This window comes from Rhodovibrio sodomensis (assembly GCF_016583645.1).
Taxonomy (GTDB): Bacteria; Pseudomonadota; Alphaproteobacteria; order Kiloniellales; family Rhodovibrionaceae; genus Rhodovibrio; species Rhodovibrio sodomensis.
In genome coordinates, this window is the sequence record NZ_NRRL01000021.1 from 1 (window position 1) to 18203 (window position 18203).

General features: G+C 68.0%; 17 protein-coding genes. 9 read left to right on the forward strand and 8 right to left on the reverse strand.

Annotated elements, in window-relative coordinates:
- Positions 1–193 precede the first annotated feature (193 nt).
- From CKO28_RS09905 to CKO28_RS09920, 4 genes are all read left to right on the forward strand, one after another.
- The gene (locus tag CKO28_RS09905) at positions 194–682 is read left to right on the forward strand and encodes a type 2 periplasmic-binding domain-containing protein (RefSeq protein ID WP_200340612.1); all 489 of its coding nucleotides are present in this window, start codon (positions 194–196) and stop codon (positions 680–682) included.
- A 187-nt stretch (positions 683–869) separates the two neighbouring features.
- Positions 870–2078 carry an amino acid ABC transporter permease gene (locus CKO28_RS09910; RefSeq protein WP_200340613.1) on the forward strand — a complete coding sequence of 403 codons (1209 nt, stop codon included), beginning with the start codon at positions 870–872 and terminating at the stop codon, positions 2076–2078.
- Positions 2079–2082: 4 nt separating this feature from the next.
- Complete coding sequence (locus CKO28_RS09915; RefSeq protein ID WP_242480468.1) at positions 2083–3204, forward strand: amino acid ABC transporter permease; 1122 nt, start codon at positions 2083–2085, stop codon at positions 3202–3204.
- 104 nt (positions 3205–3308) lie between these two features.
- Complete coding sequence (locus CKO28_RS09920) at positions 3309–4061, forward strand: amino acid ABC transporter ATP-binding protein (protein WP_200340673.1); 753 nt, start codon at positions 3309–3311, stop codon at positions 4059–4061.
- Between the two features lie 233 nt (positions 4062–4294).
- Here CKO28_RS09920 and CKO28_RS09925 read toward each other — a convergent pair whose 3' ends face one another.
- From CKO28_RS09925 to CKO28_RS09950, 6 genes are all read right to left on the reverse strand, one after another.
- A complete protein-coding gene (locus CKO28_RS09925) occupies positions 4295–5308 on the reverse strand; it encodes a GNAT family acetyltransferase (protein WP_242480469.1) in 1014 nt (337 codons plus the stop codon).
- A 69-nt stretch (positions 5309–5377) separates the two neighbouring features.
- Entirely contained in the window at positions 5378–6244 is an 867-nt protein-coding gene (gene sseA / locus CKO28_RS09930; RefSeq protein WP_200340615.1) for a 3-mercaptopyruvate sulfurtransferase, read from the reverse strand.
- A 62-nt stretch (positions 6245–6306) separates the two neighbouring features.
- The gene (locus CKO28_RS09935; RefSeq protein WP_200340617.1) at positions 6307–7014 is read right to left on the reverse strand and encodes an alanyl-tRNA editing protein; all 708 of its coding nucleotides are present in this window, start codon (positions 7012–7014) and stop codon (positions 6307–6309) included.
- Positions 7015–7023: 9 nt separating this feature from the next.
- Positions 7024–8028, reverse strand: coding sequence for a cysteine synthase A (locus CKO28_RS09940; RefSeq protein ID WP_200340619.1), 1005 nt, complete (start codon positions 8026–8028; stop codon positions 7024–7026).
- Between the two features lie 97 nt (positions 8029–8125).
- Positions 8126–8794 (reverse strand): NUDIX domain-containing protein, encoded by a 669-nt coding sequence (locus CKO28_RS09945; RefSeq protein ID WP_200340621.1) that lies wholly within the window; start codon positions 8792–8794, stop codon positions 8126–8128.
- Positions 8795–8939: 145 nt separating this feature from the next.
- A complete protein-coding gene (locus CKO28_RS09950) occupies positions 8940–9572 on the reverse strand; it encodes an NUDIX domain-containing protein (RefSeq protein ID WP_200340622.1) in 633 nt (210 codons plus the stop codon).
- Positions 9573–9708: 136 nt separating this feature from the next.
- Between CKO28_RS09950 and CKO28_RS09955 the strand changes: the two genes are divergently transcribed.
- The 4 genes from CKO28_RS09955 (at position 9709) to CKO28_RS09970 (ending at position 15339) form a co-directional block, all read left to right on the forward strand.
- Entirely contained in the window at positions 9709–10929 is a 1221-nt protein-coding gene (locus CKO28_RS09955) for a bifunctional alpha/beta hydrolase/OsmC family protein (protein ID WP_200340623.1), read from the forward strand.
- 549 nt (positions 10930–11478) lie between these two features.
- Entirely contained in the window at positions 11479–12801 is a 1323-nt protein-coding gene (gene ltrA, locus CKO28_RS09960) for a group II intron reverse transcriptase/maturase (RefSeq protein WP_242480470.1), read from the forward strand.
- Positions 12802–13040: 239 nt separating this feature from the next.
- Positions 13041–14831, forward strand: a complete 1791-nt coding sequence (locus CKO28_RS09965; RefSeq protein ID WP_200340625.1) for an ABC transporter substrate-binding protein — start codon at positions 13041–13043, stop codon at positions 14829–14831.
- Positions 14832–14970: 139 nt separating this feature from the next.
- Positions 14971–15339, forward strand: coding sequence for a hypothetical protein (locus CKO28_RS09970; protein WP_200340626.1), 369 nt, complete (start codon positions 14971–14973; stop codon positions 15337–15339).
- Between the two features lie 36 nt (positions 15340–15375).
- Here the strand turns inward: CKO28_RS09970 and CKO28_RS09975 are convergent, their stop codons facing one another.
- Both CKO28_RS09975 and CKO28_RS09980 read right to left on the reverse strand, forming a co-directional pair.
- Complete coding sequence (locus CKO28_RS09975) at positions 15376–15594, reverse strand: hypothetical protein (RefSeq protein ID WP_200340627.1); 219 nt, start codon at positions 15592–15594, stop codon at positions 15376–15378.
- 581 nt (positions 15595–16175) lie between these two features.
- Positions 16176–16604, reverse strand: coding sequence for a VanZ family protein (locus CKO28_RS09980; RefSeq protein WP_200340628.1), 429 nt, complete (start codon positions 16602–16604; stop codon positions 16176–16178).
- Positions 16605–16852: 248 nt separating this feature from the next.
- On the opposite strand from CKO28_RS09980, the gene CKO28_RS09985 reads away from it, so the two are divergent.
- A complete protein-coding gene (locus CKO28_RS09985; protein WP_200340629.1) occupies positions 16853–18040 on the forward strand; it encodes a tyrosine-type recombinase/integrase in 1188 nt (395 codons plus the stop codon).
- Positions 18041–18203: the final 163 nt, after the last annotated feature.

Sequence of the window (18203 nt, forward strand, 5' to 3'; positions counted from 1 at the left end):
AACGGTCATCGAGACGGGGTCGGGAAAACCAGCACGAAGGCGCTGCACGCTACAGTGCGAGTAAGCGTATTGGACCCGGTCCGCGTATCTCCATACAGGCCCGCGGCGTGTAACGGCCGCATCGAGAGGCCGAAGACACGACTGCACCTGACCGCATGCCTACACCGGACCCGAGGAAAAAGGGCTTGCATCTGTGGGGGCGTCCAGACACGCCTTCTTCTCCGGCCGCTGTCAGGTCTACACCACCGACAAGTCCGGGCTCGCCGCGATCAAGTCGGTCGATGCCCCGAACCCGGACGCCTACAAGATCCTGCCCGAGACGATCTCCAAGGAGCCGCTGGGCCCGAGCGTGGCGCGCGGTGACGACGAGTGGTTCGCGGTCGCCAAGTGGGTCTTGAACGCGCTGGTGCAGGCCGAGGAGTCCGGTGTGACCAGCGCCAATGTCGACGACATGATGGACAGCGATAACCCGACCATCCAGCGCATGCTGGGCACCTCGGGCGACATGGGCGAGAAGCTGGGCCTGGATTCCAAATGGGCCTATCGCGCCATCAAGATGGTCGGCAACTACGGCGAGATCTACGCCCGCAACGTCGGTCCCGACACCCCGCTCGGCCTCGAGCGCGGCGTCAACGATCTGTGGACCCGCGGCGGTCTGATGTACGCCCCGCCGATCCGCTAACGCCGCGGCGGATGCCGCCGGCCGCCGGTCACGGCGGCGGTGCCGGCCACCCTGATGAACCATGCGTCGATCGACGCGCGGGGCAGGGCGGCCGGCCCGTGGCCGTTGCCCGGACGGCCGGCGCGCCGCCGGTGTTTTCGATGACGCCGCTGCCGTCGTCCTTCTCGACACAAAGGTCCGGTTCACCATGACCGATCAGGCCGAGCGACGTGCCGGCGCGCGGTCCCAGCCGCCGCAGCAGGCGACGCCGATCTGGCGCGACCCGCGGACCCGCGCAATCATTTGGCAGGTGCTGATCCTGGGCGGCATCATCGCGCTCGCCGCCTATCTGGTCCACAACACCCTCGTCAATCTGGAAGCGCGGTCGATCCGGACCGGCTTCGGCTTCTTCGAGCAGGAAGCCGGCTTCGCCATTGGCGAAAGCACCTTCATCGATTACCGGGCGTCCGATTCCTACGGCAAAGCCTTCGCGGTGGGTCTGCTCAATACACTGCGCGTGTCGCTGATCGGCATTGTGCTGGCGACCTTGATCGGCGTGGTGATGGGCATCGCCCGATTGTCGTCGAACTGGCTGGTCGCCAAGCTGGCCTCGGTCTACGTCGAGGTGATGCGCAATATCCCGCTGCTTTTGCAGCTGTTTTTCTGGTACGGCGCGATCTCGTTCCTGCTGCCGGCGGTCCGCGACGCGCTGAACCTGATGCCCGGTGTGTTCCTGTCCAAGGCGGGCCTGCAGTACGCGGTGCCGGTCGGCCATCCGGTGCATCCCTGGATGGGCCTGGCCTTCCTGGCGGGCATCGGCGGCTGCGTCCTGTACTACCGCTGGGCCAAGAAGCGCCAGGCGGAGACCGGCGTGGAGCCGCGCCTGGGACTGCCACTGACCGGGATCCTGGTCGGCCTGCCGGGGCTGGTCTGGCTGATCGGCGGCGCGCCCGTGGCGATGAACGTGCCCGAGTTCGGCACCTTCAACTACCAGGGCGGGGCCAGCGTCACTCCCGAGTTCCTGGCCCTGCTGCTGGGCCTGACGTTCTACACCGCGGGCTTCCTCGCGGAGATCGTGCGCGCCGGCATCCTGGCGGTGCCGCACGGCCAGACCGAGGCGGCGAGCGCGATCGGGCTCAGGCGCGGCCAGGTGCTGCGCCTGGTCCTGCTGCCGCAGGCGCTGCGGATCATCGTGCCGCCGACGACCAGCCAGTACCTGAACCTGACCAAGAACTCGTCGCTGGCGGTGGCGATCGGCTATCCCGACCTGGTGTCGGTCGCGAACACCTCGCTCAATCAGACCGGCCAGGCGATCGAGTGCATTTCGATCATGATGGCCTGCTACCTGACGATCTCGCTCACCATCAGCTTCTTCATGAACTGGTACAACCGGCGCATCGCGCTGGTGGAGCGGTAGCGCCATGACCGATCCGACCACCGGCATGTCCAATCCGGAGCCGCAGGCCGCCCGCAAGCCGCCGGCCAGCAGCGTCGGCGTTCTCGGCTGGCTGCGCGGCAATCTGTTCAACGGCTGGTTCAACTCGCTGCTGACGATCCTGGCGCTCTACCTGCTGTGGCAGGTGGTGCCGCCGTTGTTCAATTGGCTGTTCTTCGACGCGATCTGGGCCAACGTGCCGGCCGAGGTCTGCCGCGAGAACCGGGAGGGCGCCTGCTGGGCGTTCATTCGCGAGCGGTACCGGCTGATCCTGTTTGGGACCTATCCGTTCGACCAGCAGTGGCGGCCGCTGGTCGGCGTGCTGATGCTGCTGGCCGTGATCGGGTTCAGCTGCTTCCGCCGGTTCTGGCGGCCCTGGCTGGGCTTGGTCTGGCTGGGCGCGCTGGCGATCTACCTGACGCTGCTGGGCGGCGGCGTGTTCGGCCTGACGCCGGTGCGCAGCGACCTGTGGGGCGGCCTGCCGCTGACCCTGCTGCTGGCGGTGGTCGGGATCGTCGTCGCGTTCCCGCTGTCGCTGCTGCTGGCGCTCGGCCGGCGGGCGGAGAACATGCCGATCGTGAAGGCGATCTGTGTGGGCTACATCGAACTGATCCGTGGGGTGCCGCTGATCAGCCTGTTGTTCATGGCGTCCTTCATGCTGCCGCTGTTCATGCCCACCGGGGTCACCATCGACGCGCTGATCCGCGCGCAGGTGGCGATCATCGTGTTCGTCAGCTCGTACCTGTCGGAGGTCATCCGCGGCGGTCTGCAGGCCCTGCCGCGCGGCCAATACGAAGGCGCGCAGGCGATGGGCCTGACCTACTGGCAGATGCAGCGCAAGATCATCCTGCCGCAGGCGATCAAGATCTCGATTCCGCCGATCGTGAACACCTATCTCGGCATGTTCAAGGACACTTCGCTGGTCGCGATCGTCTCGCTGACGGATCTGCTGCTGGCGACCCGGCAGTCGTTCGCGGACCCGGAATGGCGGCAGTTCTTCGTCGAGGGCTACGTCTTCATCGCCTGCATCTACTGGTCGTTCTGCTTCTTCATGAGCAAATATTCCCAGCACCTCGAACGCGCCCTGTCGACCGGGCACAAAACCTAACGCCCGAAATCCGCCGAGCCGGCCAGCTTTCAGGAAGGTCCGCCACCATGAGCGACACCCAAGGCGTCACCGCCGAAGAGAAGCACTGCGAAGCCGCCCGCCGGATGCCGGCGCCGGACAACGAAGCGATCATCGAGATGGTCGACGTCAACAAGTGGTTCGGCCAGTTCCATGTGCTTAAGGACATCAACCTGGCGGTGAACCGCAAGGAGCGGATCGTCGTCTGCGGTCCCTCGGGCTCCGGCAAGTCCACGCTGATCCGCTGCGTCAACCGGCTGGAGGAGCATCAGGCCGGCCGGATCGTCGTCGACGGGGTTGAACTCACCAACGACATCAAAAAGATCGAGCAGATCCGCCGCGAGGTCGGCATGGTGTTCCAGCACTTCAACCTGTTCCCGCACCTGAGCGTGCTGGAGAACCTGACGCTCGGCCCGATCTGGGTGAAAAAGCAGCCCAAGGCCGACGCCGAGGCGACCGCGATGCGCTATCTGGAGCGGGTCAAGATCCCGGAGCAGGCCAACAAGTACCCGGGCCAGCTGTCCGGCGGTCAGCAGCAACGCGTGGCGATCGCCCGCTCGCTGTGCATGAACCCGAAAGTGATGCTGTTCGACGAGCCGACCAGCGCGCTCGACCCCGAGATGATCAAGGAAGTGCTCGACGTCATGATCGAGCTGGCGGAGACCGGCATGACCATGGTCGTGGTGACCCACGAGATGGGCTTCGCCCGCACCGTCGCCGACCGGGTGATCTTCATGGACGGCGGCGAGGTGATCGAACAGAACCACCCGGAAGAGTTCTTCCACAACCCGGAGTCGGAGCGCACGAAGGCGTTCCTGAGCCAGATCCTGAAGCACTGAAGGTAAGGGCCGTAGGACCGCGTGGGCCTGGACGCTGTCCTGAACGGGAGACGTTTGCGCACGGGCATGAGCAGCCGTGCGGCGTGCTTCGACACGCCGGCCAGCGGCCGGCTACTCAGCATGAAGCGGTTTATATCTATCTGAAAAACCTAACTCTTCATCCTGAGTAGGACACCGAAGGTGGCCGTGTCGAAGGACCTCACACGGGCGCCCGGTTAGATGTACAAAAGTCTCTAAACCGGGGGGATCAGCCCGGTCATGCGTGGGTCGTCGATGCGCTTCTGGACCCGTTCGACCGGCTGGAAGCCGAAGCGCTGGTACAGCGTCAGCGCCTTCGGGTGGTCCAGGTTGCAGGTGTTGACCGTCACCTTTTCGGGCGCATGCGACCAGGCGATGTCGAGCGCCGCGCCCAGCAGGTAGCGGCCCAGCCCCTGGCCCAGGTACTCCGGCACCACGCCCAGGTAGGCGAGGTCGACCGCGCGGTCGTAGCGCCGGTCGATCTCCGCCATGCCCGCGGGCGTGCCGTTGCAGTACAGCACGTAGACTTCGACGTCCGGATTGGCGATCACCCGGGCCAGCGCGGCGTCGTCCAGGGCGCGCCGCTCCCACCACAGCCAGTCGCGGCCGATCTCGTTGTACAGGAAGCGGTAGAACGGCACCGTCGGCGGCTCGCTGCGCATCAGCGCGACGCGCTTGCCGGCCGGCGCGCCCGGCGCGCTCTCCGCCGGCGGCTGGGTCATCTCCAGATAGGTGATGGTGACGTCGAGCTTGCCCTCGGCGTCGGGCTGGACGTAATCCTCCGGCGGCGCGCCGGGGCTGGCCAGCCAGCGGCCCCAGACGCCGACGTCCTGCACCTCGTAGCCGAGCGCCTGATAGAACCCCTGGGCGGCCTGGTTGCTGCCGCGCAGCATCAACTGGGCCTTCGGGATCTGCTTTTCGGCCAGCCAGATCTCCGCCGCCCGGACCAGCTGGCGGGCGAAGCCCTGACCGCGATGGTTGGGATGCACGCTCAGGTAATACATCCAGCCGCGCCGGCCATCATGGCCCAGCCCGACCGAGGCGACGATCCGCCCGTTCACGCGCCCGACCAGCAGGTGGGCGTTGCCGGCTTCCAGAAAGCGCGAAACGTCGGTGGCGGGATCGTTGTACCAGCGGGTGAGCTCGCAGCTCTCCCACAGCGCGATCACCGCGTCGCGGTCGGCCGGCTCGGCCGCCTGGATGCGGAAGGCGTCGTCACCGTCGGTCAAGTCGGGCGTGTCCTCGGTCGTGGGACGTGGGACGTCGGGGGTCGGCCGGCGTGCGCACGCGACGGCGCCTCAGCCGCGGCCGGTCTCGACCGGCATGTCGAGCTCCGCCCGGCCCCAGTCGGACCAGGAGCCGTCGTAGAGCGCGATATCGCGGTAGCCGGCGACGTGCAGCGCCAGGCTGAGGACGGCCGCCGTAACGCCGGAGCCGCAGGAGGTCACCACCGGACGCTTGGGGTCGATCCCGGCGTCCGCGAGCAGGCGCTGCAGCTCCTCCGGGCCTTTCAGCGTCTGCGTCTCCGGGTTCAGCAGCTGGCTGAACGGCAGGTTGATCGACCCTGGGATGTGCCCGGCGCGCAGGCCCTCGCGCGGCTCGGCGACCTCGCCGGCGAACCGCTCGGGCGCGCGCACGTCGACGATCTGCTCCTTCTGCCGGCCGACCTCGCGGCTGACCTGGTCGCGGTCGCGCAGCAGGGTGTTGTCGAAGCGCGCGGTGAAGTGGCGCTCCTCGCCGGCGCGGCCCTTGCCGTCCTCGACCGGCTTGCCCTCCGCGAGCCACTTCGGCAGACCGCCGTCCAGCACCGCGACGTCGGTATGGCCCATCGCCCGGAACATCCACCAGACGCGCGGGGCGGAGAAGATGCCGCGCTGGTCGTAGACGACGATCCGGCTGCCGTCGCCCAGGCCCAGCCTGCGCACCTTGGCGGAGAACTTCTCGGGCGGCGGCATCATATGCGGCAGTTCGCTGGCGCTGTCGGCGATCTCGTCGATGTCGAAGAAAACCGCGCCCGGGATGTGCTGCTTCTCGAACTCCGCGCGCGCATCGATTCCTTCGCTCGGCAGGTAGTAGCTCGCGTCGACGATCCGCACGTCGGGCGCGCGCAGATGCTCGTGCAGCCAGTCGGTGCTGGCGAGGGCGTCGGGATTGGTGCGCGTCATTCCGGGTCCTTCGTCTCCTGTGCTCTGGTGGCCGCGGTCCCGTAGGCGCGCGGCGCAAGCGTTCAGTCTGCCAGGTGCAGGTTGATCCGGCGGTTCTGCTTGCCCTTGCTCTCGACCTTGCCGACCCGCACGGCGCCGATCTCGCGGGTGTTGGCGACGTGCGTGCCGCCGCACGGCTGGTAGTCGACGTCGCCGATCCGGATGGTGCGAACCTGGCCGCCGTCCATCGGCGGTTTGACCGACATGGTGCGCACCAGCTGCGGACTGGCCGCCAGATCCGCGCTGGAGATCCAATCGGCGGTGACCTCGTGCCCGCCCTGGATCAGCGCGTTCAGCTCCCGCTCCAGGGCGTCCTTGTCGACGCTTTCGCCCGCCAGCGCGAAGTCGAGGCGGCTTTTCTCCGCGCCGATCTGCCCGCCCGTGACCGGCCCGTCGACCAGGCTGCACAGCAGGTGCAGGGCGGTGTGCATGCGCATTAGCCGGTGGCGCCGGTCCCAGTCCAGCTCGGCCGTCACCGTGTCGCCGGGCCGGGGCAGGGCGGCGCCGTCGGCGGGGATCAAGAGGCACCCCCGGCCGTCCTCGCTCTTGCGGGTATCGGCGATCGCCGTCTCGCCGCCGGACCAGCGCAGCCGGCCGGTGTCGCCCGGCTGGCCGCCGCCCATCGGATAGAACACGCTGCGGCTGAGGCGGATGCCAGCCTCGGCGTCGGCCGAGACGACCTCGGCCGCGCAACTGCGGGCGTAGGCGTCGTCGCGAAAGGCGAGTTCCATGATGGCTCCCTAGTTCTCCAGCCAGTCGGGGACCGGCAGGCCCTTCTCGCGCAGGAACGCCGGGTTCCACAGTTTGGAGACGTAGCGCGTCCCCCAGTCGCACAGGATGGTGACGACCGTGTGCCCGGGGCCGAGCTCCTTGGCCAGCCGCTTGGCGCCGGCGACGTTGACCCCGCTGGAGGCGCCCATCACGAAGCCTTCGTGGCGAAGCAGATCGAAGGTGACGGGCACGCTCTCCTCGTCCGGGATCTGGAACGGGAAGTCGATCTCGAGCTCTTCCAGGTTGCCGGTGATCCGGCCCTGGCCGATGCCCTCGGAGATCGACGAGCCTTCCGCCTTCAGTTCGCCGTTGGCGTAGTAGTTGTAGAGCGCCGCGCCCGGCGGATCGGCGAGCCCGATCCTGACCTGCGGGTTGCGTTCCTTGAGCGCCATCGCCACCCCGGCCAGCGTGCCGCCGGTGCCGACCGCGCAGATGAAGCCGTCGACCTTGCCGCCGGTCTGCTGCCAGATCTCCGGACCGGTGGTTTCGTAGTGGCCGCGCCGGTTGGCCTGGTTGTCGAACTGGCGGGCCCAGATCGCGCCGTTCGGCTCGCTCTGGTTCAATTCCTCCGCGAGCCGGCCGGAGACGTGGACGTAGTTGTTCGGATCCTTGTAGGGGACCGCCGGGACCTCCTTCAGTTCCGCGCCGCACAGCCGGAGCATGTCCTTCTTCTCCTGGCTCTGCGTCTCCGGGATCACGATCACCGTGCGGTAGCCGCGCGCGTTGCCGACCAAGGCCAGGCCGATACCGGTGTTGCCGGCGGTGCCCTCGACGATCACCCCGCCGGGCTTCAGCGCGCCGCCGGCCTCGGCGTCCTGGATGATCGCCAGCGCCGCGCGGTCCTTGACCGAGCCGCCGGGGTTCAGGAACTCGGCCTTGGCGAGAATTTCGCAGCCGGTCTCCTCGGAAGCCTGGCGCAGGCGCACCAGGGGCGTGTTGCCGATGGTCCCCACGAAGCCGTCTCGAACGTCCATCAGGTCGATCCGTTTTAGCCGTTTGGCGGAAGGCGGGTGGCGAGACTAGGGCGGCCCATGTGCCCAAGCAAGAGCCGGGATGGCCTGCCCGCGCGGGCTAACCTGGCCCCGGCGCGGGTTCGCGCAAGCGCGCCCGGTTGAGCGCCAGCCAGGTCAATCCGATCACCGTGGGCGCGTTGTCCGCCGGGCCTTGCCCAAGCTGGGCGAACGCGGCGTCGAACGGCATCGCCCGGGCGCGGATGTCCTCGTTCTCGTGGGCGAGCCCGTGCACCCCGCCCGCGCCGGTCGCGTCGATCAGGCCGCAGTAAAGGCGGATCGTCTCGCTGCTGCCGCCGGGCGTGGCGAGGTAGTGGGAGATCGGGATCAGTTCCCGGACGTGCAGACCCGCCTCCTCTTCGGATTCCCGGTGGGCGACCGCCTCGGGCGCTTCGTCGGGTTCGATCATCCCGGCGATCACCTCGACCTGCCAGGGCGGCATGCCGCCGGCGAGCGCGCCGGGACGGAACTGCTCGATCAGCACGACCTCGTCGCGTACCGGGTCGTAGGGCAGCACGGCGACGGCGTGCCCGCGTTCGAACAGCTCGCGCGTCATCGCCTCCGACCAGCCGCCGGCGTGGGTGCGGTGGCGCAGGGTGTAGCGGTCGATCCGGAAGAAGCCCTGGAACGGCGTCTCGGCGTTCAGGATTTCCACGCTGTCGGGCACATCGGCGTTGGTCAGCGGTGCATTGATCGCCCGGCGCGTGGCGCGCGGCTGGTCGGCGGTCATGGGCGGTATCCGGGGTATCTTAACGGTTGGCGAACGGTCGCGACGACCAACCTAGGTCATGGCCGGGCACAGGTGAAAGCGTCCGGCGGTGACAGCCGACGGTCCCAATCCGGCTCGGGCCCGTTCGAGGTCGCCCAGCCTGCCTTCAGCCCCGCGCGTCCGCCCGCAGCTCCGTCCGGTGCAGCGCCAGCCACTGCAGGGCGATGATCGCCGGCGCGTTGTCGATCGATCCGGTGCGCAGCATGTCCCAGGCGCGGGCGAACGCAACCACCTCCGCGCGGATGTCCTCCTGCTCCGCCGCCACGCCGTGCAGGCCGCCGAGCATGCGGGAATCGACCAGGCCGCAGTAGATCCGGGCGCGTTCCGTGCTCGGTCCCGGACTGACCACGACGTCGTGCATCGGGATCAGGCGATAGATCGCCGCGCCGGCTTCCTCCAGCGTCTCCCGGCGGGCGACCGCGTCCGGCGTCTCGTTGCCGTCGATCTCACCGGCGACGATCTCGCGCTGCCAGCAGGGCTTGCCGGCGGCGAGCGCGCCCAGGCGGAACTGGGTCAGCAGGACGACCGTATCCGCGCGCGGGTCGTACAACAGCACCGCGACGGTCGGCTGGCGCTCGAACACCTCGCGCGTCATCCACCCGGTCCAGCCGCCGGCGTGCCGGCGATGGCGCAGCAGATAGCGGTGCACCCGGAAGTAACCCAGGAAGGCGGTGTGGCTGTCGGCGATCTGGAGGTTTGCCGGCGTGGCGTCGTCGGCCCACGGAAAAACAACGGGCATGGCAGGGGAGGGCTCCCGACCCTATGGTAGCTGGGCGGTAGTGTGTCTCGCTCCCCTATGGCTGTAGGATATCGCATATCGGGCCCGCGTACGAGCGTTGGCGACCGGATTTCCCACAAACCAAGAGGCAGGCCAGATGACGGTGTTGAGCGAGAAGGTGAGTTTTCCGGGCACGCAGGGGCACACGCTGGCCGCCCGGCTGGACCGGCCGACCGGGCCGCCGCGCGCCTACGCGCTGTTCGCGCACTGCTTCACCTGCACCAAGGATGTCTTCGCAGCCCAGCGGATCGCGGCGGCTTTGGCGGAGGAGGGGGTCGCCGTTCTCCGGTTCGACTTTACCGGCCTTGGCCACTCAGAAGGGGAGTTCGCGAACACCGACTTCACGTCCAACGTCGGCGACCTGGTCGCCGCGGCGGAGTTCCTGGCGCGCGAGCACGCCGCCCCGCAGCTGCTGATCGGGCATTCCCTCGGCGGTGCCGCGGTCCTCGCGGCCGCCCACCGGATCTCCTCGGCGCGTGCGGTTGCCACGATCGGCGCCCCCGCGGACCCCGGCCACGTGCGCCAGCTGTTCGCGCACAAGACCGAGGAGATCGCGACACAGGGCACCGCGGAGGTCGAGCTCGCCGGCCGGCGATTCACGATCTCCCGCCAGTTCCTGGACGACATCGCGGAACAGACGCTGCACGACGACCTGGCCGACCTGAAGAAGGCGTTGCTGGTGTTCCACGCCCCGCGCGACGAAGTCGTCGGGATCGACAACGCGTCGGCGATCTTCACCGCGGCCAAGCATCCCAAGAGCTTCGTCTCGCTGGACGATGCCGACCACCTGCTCAGCCGCAAGTCGGACGCGGTCTACGTCGCCCGCACGCTGGCCGCCTGGGCGGAACGCTACCTCGACCCGGCGGCGGGCGCGGGCGATCGCGCCGCGCCGGACCCGGCGGAGGGGACGGTGGTCGTGCAGGAAACCGGCGCTGGCAACTACCAGAACGCCGTGCGCGCCGGCCGGCACCGGTTGCTGGCCGACGAGCCGCGTGCGGTCGGCGGGATCGACAGCGGGCCGTCGCCCTACGATTTCCTGCTGACCGCGCTTGGGGCCTGCACCTCGATGACGCTGCGGATGTACGCCGATCGCAAGCAGCTGCCGCTGCAGCGCGTCACCGTCCGGCTCAGCCACGAGAAGGTCCACGCGGAGGACAGCAAGGCCGAGAACGGCAAGGTCGACCTGCTGACACGGCACATCGCGGTCGAGGGGGCGCTCAGCGCGGACCAGCGCCAGCGCCTGCTGGAGATCGCCGACCGGTGCCCGGTGCACCGTACCCTGACCGGCGATCTCAGGGTCCGCTCCGAGATCGAGTAGCGCTGTGCCAAGGGCCAGTATCCGCTAACGCCCTGTCAACGAAACCTGTGATAATTCAGTGCGCCCTGACGGCGCGGTCTACCAGTGGAGGAAGGATCCACCCAGACAGTAGTCGGTTTGGTCTGGTAGCTGACGAGCGGCTTCGTCGGGCAACCGGCGGGGCCGAAGCCTCGTGACAAAGGCCGCTTCAGGCGGTTGAGCGATCCAGCGGGCCGTAACATGCGTGAAGCCTGAGCAGGCCTCGAAAGGGACGTCGCGGATGCCGACCCGCCTGAATTACGGGGAAGGCCGCGTGCGATGGGGAAGGAAACCGACGCGCACCCATCGCGATCCGCCGGGGTAGTGGGCACGGCACGTTGGAAAGGTAGGCCGGGTAATCAGGGGAGGCCCGGGTCAGGCGAGGGTAGCGGCCTCAACGTCACTTCGGGTGACGGTCTGCCCGGGCGTCGGACGGGGCCATACGACCGTTGAGGCCGGGTAACGCCGGCGGAGGAAAGGGCCCCGACTTCTGGTGCGCTTCGCGACGAAGCCGAGGACAGGTGATTGGCGATGAGCCTAACAACACCCGAGAAGATCCGGAGACTTCAGAGGAAGCTCTACCTCAAGGCGAAGGCGGAGCCGGATTTCCGCTTCTATGCGCTGTATGACAAGATCTGGCGGACAGACATCCTGCACCATGCCTACGCCCTGGCGCGCGCCAATCGGGGTGCACCAGGTGTGGATGGGCAGACCTTCCGGCAGATCGAGGCGTCTGGGCTGGAAACGTGGCTGTCCGGTCTCCAGGATGAGCTGCGTGCTCACGCGTACCGGCCTCAGCCGGTGCGGCGGGTGATGATCCCTAAGCCTGACGGCGGCGAGCGGCCGCTCGGTATCCCGACGGTTCGGGACCGGGTGGTGCAGACCGCTGCCAAGCTGGTGATCGAGCCCATTTTCGAGGCGGACCTGGAGCCCAATTCCTACGCCTACCGGCCGGGGCGAAGTGCCACGGACGCGGTCAAGGAAGTCCACGGGCTGCTCATCCAGGGCTACACCGACGTCGTTGACGCGGATTTGTCCCGCTACTTCGATACGATCCCGCACACTGACCTACTCCGGTCGGTGACGCGCCGGATCAGCGATCGCTACGTCCTGAGGCTCATCAAGATGTGGCTCAAGGCGCCGATCGTGGAGACGAACGCGCGGGGTAGGCGGTCCATGTCCGGCGGCCAGCACAGTACCTGCGGCACCCCGCAGGGCGGGGTGATTTCCCCGTTGCTCGCCTCCGTCTACATGAACCGTTTTCTGAAGTACTGGCGGATCAGCGGCGCCGCGGAACAGTTACAGGCCCGGGTCGTGGCGTATGCCGACGACCTGGTGATCCTGAGCAAAGGCCAAGCGGCTGCTGCCCGGGATCGCGCCGACCGGGTTCTGACCCGGATGGGCCTCACGCTGAACCCGGTGAAGACCTCGTTGGTGGATGCCCGGAGCGCATCCTTTGACTTTCTCGGCTACACGTTCGGGCCGCACCGGTATCGGAAGGATGGGCGCTGGTACTTGGGCGCCAGCCCCTCGAAAGCAAGCGTGCGCCGCCTGACCCAACGGGTCAACGCGGTGATGACCCGAGGCCACCCGGCCCCGTGGCCGACCCTCCGCGACCGGCTCAATCGGCTCCTTCGCGGCTGGGCGGGATACTTCAACTACGGGACCCGACTGATGGCTTATCGGGCCGTCGACAAGCACGTCTATCAGCGTACGCAGAAGTTCCTGGTGCAGCGCCACAAGGTCCCGACGCGTGGGACACGCCGGTTCACCGATCGAACCGTGTTCGAAGAGATGGGGGTGCTACGCTTGCGCACTCTCCATGTCGGCGCGCCGCCGTGGGCCTCGAGGTGAAGCCAGTCGGAAAGCCGGATGCGGGAGATCCGCACGTCCGGTTTGATGAGCGGGGAGGAGAAACGGAGCGACGGCCCGGATTGAGGCACCGGCACACGGCGAAAGCCGCCGGCCAACGGCTACTCCCCGGGACCCACCGCCACCGCGCTCCTCCTCGACTCTACGCTAAATGTGGATGGGGGCGAACCGGCGCCCGACGGCCTGGGGGTCGGGCGCGTTAGCGAGTGAGAACCAAGGCGATGCCGCCCAAACTGACCCTGCCCGGAGCGCGCCGGCGAGTCGCGACGCGGCGCTCCGTGACCGGCCTGCGCAAGCGCGACGCCGAGCTGCTGAGGGGCGCGGACGGCCGCTATCCCCACGCTTACGTTCCCGAGCTGGCCGACGGTTTCGCCGCCGGGCGGACCGACCGCCGCGGGTTCCTGCGCACCGCCTGCCTGCTGGGCGTATCGGCCAGCGCCGCCTATGCCTTCGCCGGGCTGGTTGACGGCGGGCCGATGGCGCCACCCGCCCGCGCGCGGGACGTCCCGCGCCGGGGCGGCGAGCTGCGGTTCGCGATGGAGGTGATGGAGATCACCGACCCGGCGACCTTCGCCTGGTCGCAGCAGGCCAACATCACCCGTTGGATCGTCGAATACCTGACCCGGACCGGGCCGGACAACGTGACGCTGCCCTACCTCGCTGAGGGGTGGGAGGCGTCGGACGACCTGAAGACCTGGACCTTCACGCTGCGCCGGGACGTGCGCTGGTCGAACGGCGATCGCTTCACCGCGGACGACGTGGTAGCGAACTTCCAGCGCTGGTTCGATCCCGAGCTCGGTTCGCCCAACCGCTCGCTGTTCGACGGGCTGGGCGAACGTGGAGAAGTTACGCAAGCCAACACCCCACCGCGGCCGCCGGCCGGCCTGCGCGCGGGGGCGGTGGAGAAACTGGGCGAGCACAGCTTTCGCCTGCACCTGTCGCGGCCAGACCTATCGGTGCCGGAGAGCCTGTACAACTACCCGGCCGCGATCCTGCACCGCGACTTCGACGCGATGGGCGGCGATCTGCAGGCCAATCCGATCGGGACCGGCCCCTATGCGCTCGCCGCCTTCGCCGCCGGTGAGGAAGCGCGGCTGGTGCGCCGGCCGGACGGCTATTGGGGCGCGCCGCCGCACCTGGATGCGATCCGCTACATCGACCAGGGCCGCGACCGCCGGCAGATGCTGGGCGCTCTGCTGGACGACCAGGTGGACGGCGTGTTCGAGGTCGACGTGGGCGATCTACCGCTGTTGGAAGGCATCGCCGGGATCGACCTGCACGCGGTCTCGACGGCGCGCACCGGTGTCTGCCGGATGCGGGTCGACACCCCGCCGTTCGACGACATCCGGGTGCGCCGCGCGGTCCAGCTCGGTGCCGACAACCGCGACCTGCTGATCAACGGCTACAACCGCCGCGGCGTGATCGCGGAGAACCACCACGTCGGGCCGATGCATCCGGAATACGCCACCTTGCCGGCGGTCGCGCGCGATCCTGCGCATGCGCGCCAGCTGCTGGCGGATGCCGGCTATCCGGACGGCCTGCAGCTCACCCTGACGGTCGGCAACGTGCAGGGCCCGTGGGAGCAGCGGGTCGCCCAGGTGCTGCAACAGCAGCTGCGCCAGGCCGGCATCGACCTCAAGCTCGAGATCGTGACGCCGTCGGACTACGTCCGGACCTGGACCCAGGTGGCGTTCGGCATGACCTCCTGGACCCACAGGCCGCTGGGCGTGATGGCGCTCAACCTCGGCTATCGCTCGGGCCAGGCGTGGAACGAGACGCGCTATTCGAACCCGGAGTTCGACGCCAAGCTCGACACCGCCAACGGGCTGCTGGACCCGAACGCCCGCCGCGAGGTGATGGAAGAGGTGCAACGCATCTTGCAGCGCGACGCCGTGATGGTGCAGCCGTTCTGGCGCAACCAGTACGTCGCCACCCGCACCCGGGTGCGCGGCTACCAGACGCATCCCACCCAGTACCACCAGTTCCAGGACGTCTGGGTGGACGACGCTTAGGGCAGGCTTCAGCTGAAAGGCCGTCCCGCCTTCCAGCTTCTCGGCGTCCGGCGGTTTCCTCGTGCGCGGCAATCGGCTACCAACGGGCCAGGAACGACTGCGCCGGTACAAGACGGCGCCGGCACGGGAAGAGGCAGACTTGGACGCGAGCTGGCAGCTACAGATTCTGGTACTGATCGCCGTGATCGCGGCGGCGGCCGTGACCACGCTGAAGTTCTACGAGGACCGCCGGATCCGCGATCTGGCGTTATGGCTGCAGCGCACCTATCCGCAGACTTACGACGCCCTGCCCTGGGTGGTGCGCAACGCCAACCGGGCGGCCGCGGTGGAGGCGTTCCGTCAGAATCCGGACATCGACGACGCCGAACTGGAGCGTCGCTACGCCGAGGCGCAGCGCAGCCGCCGGTGGCAGGGCTTGGCCGTCGCGGTCGCGGTTGCCGCCGTTGCGCTGGCCGTCGCCGGGCACGAGTTCCTCGGGTGGACCCTGCAGCGCGGGCCGCGCCCGTAGCCTGCCCCATGGCGGGGTGATGGACGGTTCCCGGGATCAGTTGCCGCTGTTGCCGTCCTGCGGCCAGCCGGGGCCCTCGCCGGGCCAGCCGACGCCCTGGTCGCCCGGGATCGACATCAGGACGCTGGCGGCGAACAGGCACGCCGCAGCTCCCTCGGGATCGTACGTCCGTATTTCCGAGGCCACCCGGCGCAGCTCCGCGACCTGTCGGTCGAAACTGGAACTTAGAGGCCAGTTGGGCATCCGTTCAGCCATGAAACCTCCGCCCGGCGGCGTCGAGCGTGCTTGCGCCCATTCGCTGGTCGCTGACAGGGGTGGGTGCACGGCCCGGATCGAGGCGACGCGAGCCCATTCGCGTGTCGCTACCAAGCAGCCGGCCCGCCGTGTGCACGATCATTGTGCCTATCTTCCGTAGCTGGGACGCAATCCCTGAAGGTCTGTTCAACCTTTCGGGATTCCGCCTTGAGTCCCCCAAGAGAGGGAAAAGCCGGCACGGAAGGTGCGTAAACCTTCCGCGATCTTGCCCTATTGAACGTCGACGGGTGCGCTTTTGTTCGCGGGCGTGCCGACCCGGATCGGATCGCACGGCTGGAGACGAAAACGCCGGCCGACCCGGGCACGGGCGGCCGGCGCACACGGTCGGGGCAACCCGTGGGCGGTTACGCGACGCTGGCCACCGCGATGATGAACAGCACCGCGATACCGACGATCAGCGCCCCAGCAACGTAATCCTGTGCCATGACAACCTCCCATGCTTGGTGAAACGCTGGGTCATACTTGTCTAACGACAGTATAGGTGTTCACGTTCCAGCGTACCAGGTGTTTGGATTGGGAATTTATTGTCCTGTGCCAGGCGACGATGGGGGGTCCGTCGGCCGGGTCGCGCGGCGGGTCAGGGCCACGGCCAGCCCGCCGCCGGCCGCGGCGGCCACCGTGTTCACTAGGCCGTCGGCGACCTCCGCGCTGCGCCAGGGCAGCAGGCCCTGCAGGCCCTCGACCGCCCAGCCGAGCGTGACCATCGCCGCCACCGCCATCCAGCATTGCGGCCCCGGCCGCCCGAACGCCGCGCCAAAGCCGAGCGCAAGATACGCCAGTGCGTGCCACAGCTTGTCGATTCCGGGCGGACCCCCAGACGTCGGATCGGGGACCGCCGACAGCACGACCACGAGCCCGATCGACGCCGTCCAGGCGACGCGGACGGTCGCACGCAGCCCGGGCGCGCCGAGCCCCCGGCGCACCCGGGCCGTTATTCGGGTGCCGGGCATCGATCACAACATGGCGATAAGGACGGGGGCGGCGGTGTTGGAGGCCCGGGCCGGAATCGAACCGACGTGCGGGGATTTGCAGTCACTGTTTTGCCCCGTGTCCTAAGTCCTTGTCCGCGCTCAATCATGCCCGCGAACCCGCACAAATCCGCGATTTATGGTTGCACGTTCGGGGACAGCGTGAGACATTCCTAGACAGTCGCGCGCGGACACGGCGCGGACATAGCGCGGACACGAGAGGCGAAGGTATGGCACAGAAAATCACCGACAAGCTGGTGCGAACCCTTGAGGCGCCGGAGAGCGGGCAGACCAAGATTTACGATACCGACGTGCGCGGCTTTGGCTTCCGCGTCACGAAGGCCGGCGCCCGCAGCTTCATTTTCCACTATCGCGCCAAGGGACGCGAGCGGCTTTACACCATCGGCCAGTACCCGGCGTGGTCTGTCGAGGCCGCGCGGAACGAAGCAAAGGGGCTGCGCAAGGCTGTGGACCGTGGCGACGATCCGATGGGCGAGCGCCACGAGGACCGGCAGGCCGCGACCGTCAAGCGCCTGTGGGAGCTATACGAGCGCGACCATCTGCCGACCAAGCGCGACGCGGACCGCGACCGGGAAATGTGGAAAGCCGACGTGAAGCCGGCCTTGGGCGCGCTCAAGGTGCAGGACGTGAGCCGTAGCGACGTGCGAGAGCTTCACCGGAAGGTGACGAAGCGCGGGCCGATCCGGGCTAACCGGGTGTTGGCCCTAGTGTCCAAGATGCTGTCGCTCGCCGCGACCGAGTACGAAATGCGGGCGGACAACCCGGCAAAAGGCATCCCGCGCAACCCGGAGCAAAAGCGGGAGCGGTATCTGTCGCAGAAAGAGATCGCGGCGGTGTCCAAGGCGCTTGCCGAGTACCCGTCGCAAAATGCCGCGAACGCCGTGCGCTGGCTGCTGCTGACCGGCTGCCGGAAGTCCGAGGCGCTGGCAATGACCTGGGATGAGGTCGATTGGGATGCTGGCGTTTGGACGAAGCCGCAGACCAACACCAAGCAAAAGAAGTCGCACCGGGTACCGCTTTCCGCGCCCGCGTTGCAGCTCTTGCGCGATATCGCCAGCGCGCAGGAAGAGGGCACCCCCTATGTCTTTCCGGGCCGGCAGGCGAACGAACCGCTCAAGCAGCTACACACGGTCTGGAATTTCGTTCGAGACAAGGCCGGCGTGCAGGACGTGCGGCTTCACGACTTGAGGCACACATACGCGAGCATCCTTGTGAGCGCCGGTCTGTCCCTGCCGATGATTGGCGCCCTGCTAGGCCACACGCAGCAGGCCACCACGCAGCGGTATGCGCACCTGTACGACGATCCGTTGCGAGAGGCGACCGAGCGCGTTGGGGCTGTCGTGTCGGGGAACAACGACCAGGGAGCGGACGTGGTGCCTTTGCGCAAAAATGGCTAGATAAGGTATTGACTGTCGCTTACCTACGCCATATATTGACGGTACAAGTTAGTGGCTAGATGGAGCCTTGCCCACGGGGTGATCCCGGTGCGTGCGCTTTAGGGCAAAGGGGTACATCGAACGCGGCGTGACGCCGGCGAGCTTTGGTAATCACCAACGCTCC

Coding starts and splice junctions, on each gene's coding strand:
- CKO28_RS09965 (WP_200340625.1), top strand. CDS start 13,041: ATGCCGCCCAAACTGACCCTGCCCGGAGCGCGCCGGCGAGTCGCGACG.
- CKO28_RS09985 (WP_200340629.1), top strand. CDS start 16,853: ATGGCACAGAAAATCACCGACAAGCTGGTGCGAACCCTTGAGGCGCCG.
- CKO28_RS09980 (WP_200340628.1), bottom strand. CDS start 16,604: ATGCCCGGCACCCGAATAACGGCCCGGGTGCGCCGGGGGCTCGGCGCG.
- CKO28_RS09945 (WP_200340621.1), bottom strand. CDS start 8,794: ATGACCGCCGACCAGCCGCGCGCCACGCGCCGGGCGATCAATGCACCG.
- CKO28_RS09910 (WP_200340613.1), top strand. CDS start 870: ATGACCGATCAGGCCGAGCGACGTGCCGGCGCGCGGTCCCAGCCGCCG.
- CKO28_RS09955 (WP_200340623.1), top strand. CDS start 9,709: ATGACGGTGTTGAGCGAGAAGGTGAGTTTTCCGGGCACGCAGGGGCAC.
- CKO28_RS09915 (WP_242480468.1), top strand. CDS start 2,083: ATGACCGATCCGACCACCGGCATGTCCAATCCGGAGCCGCAGGCCGCC.
- CKO28_RS09950 (WP_200340622.1), bottom strand. CDS start 9,572: ATGCCCGTTGTTTTTCCGTGGGCCGACGACGCCACGCCGGCAAACCTC.
- CKO28_RS09920 (WP_200340673.1), top strand. CDS start 3,309: ATGCCGGCGCCGGACAACGAAGCGATCATCGAGATGGTCGACGTCAAC.
- sseA (WP_200340615.1), bottom strand. CDS start 6,244: ATGACGCGCACCAATCCCGACGCCCTCGCCAGCACCGACTGGCTGCAC.
- CKO28_RS09935 (WP_200340617.1), bottom strand. CDS start 7,014: ATGGAACTCGCCTTTCGCGACGACGCCTACGCCCGCAGTTGCGCGGCC.
- ltrA (WP_242480470.1), top strand. CDS start 11,479: ATGAGCCTAACAACACCCGAGAAGATCCGGAGACTTCAGAGGAAGCTC.
- CKO28_RS09940 (WP_200340619.1), bottom strand. CDS start 8,028: ATGGACGTTCGAGACGGCTTCGTGGGGACCATCGGCAACACGCCCCTG.
- CKO28_RS09975 (WP_200340627.1), bottom strand. CDS start 15,594: ATGGCTGAACGGATGCCCAACTGGCCTCTAAGTTCCAGTTTCGACCGA.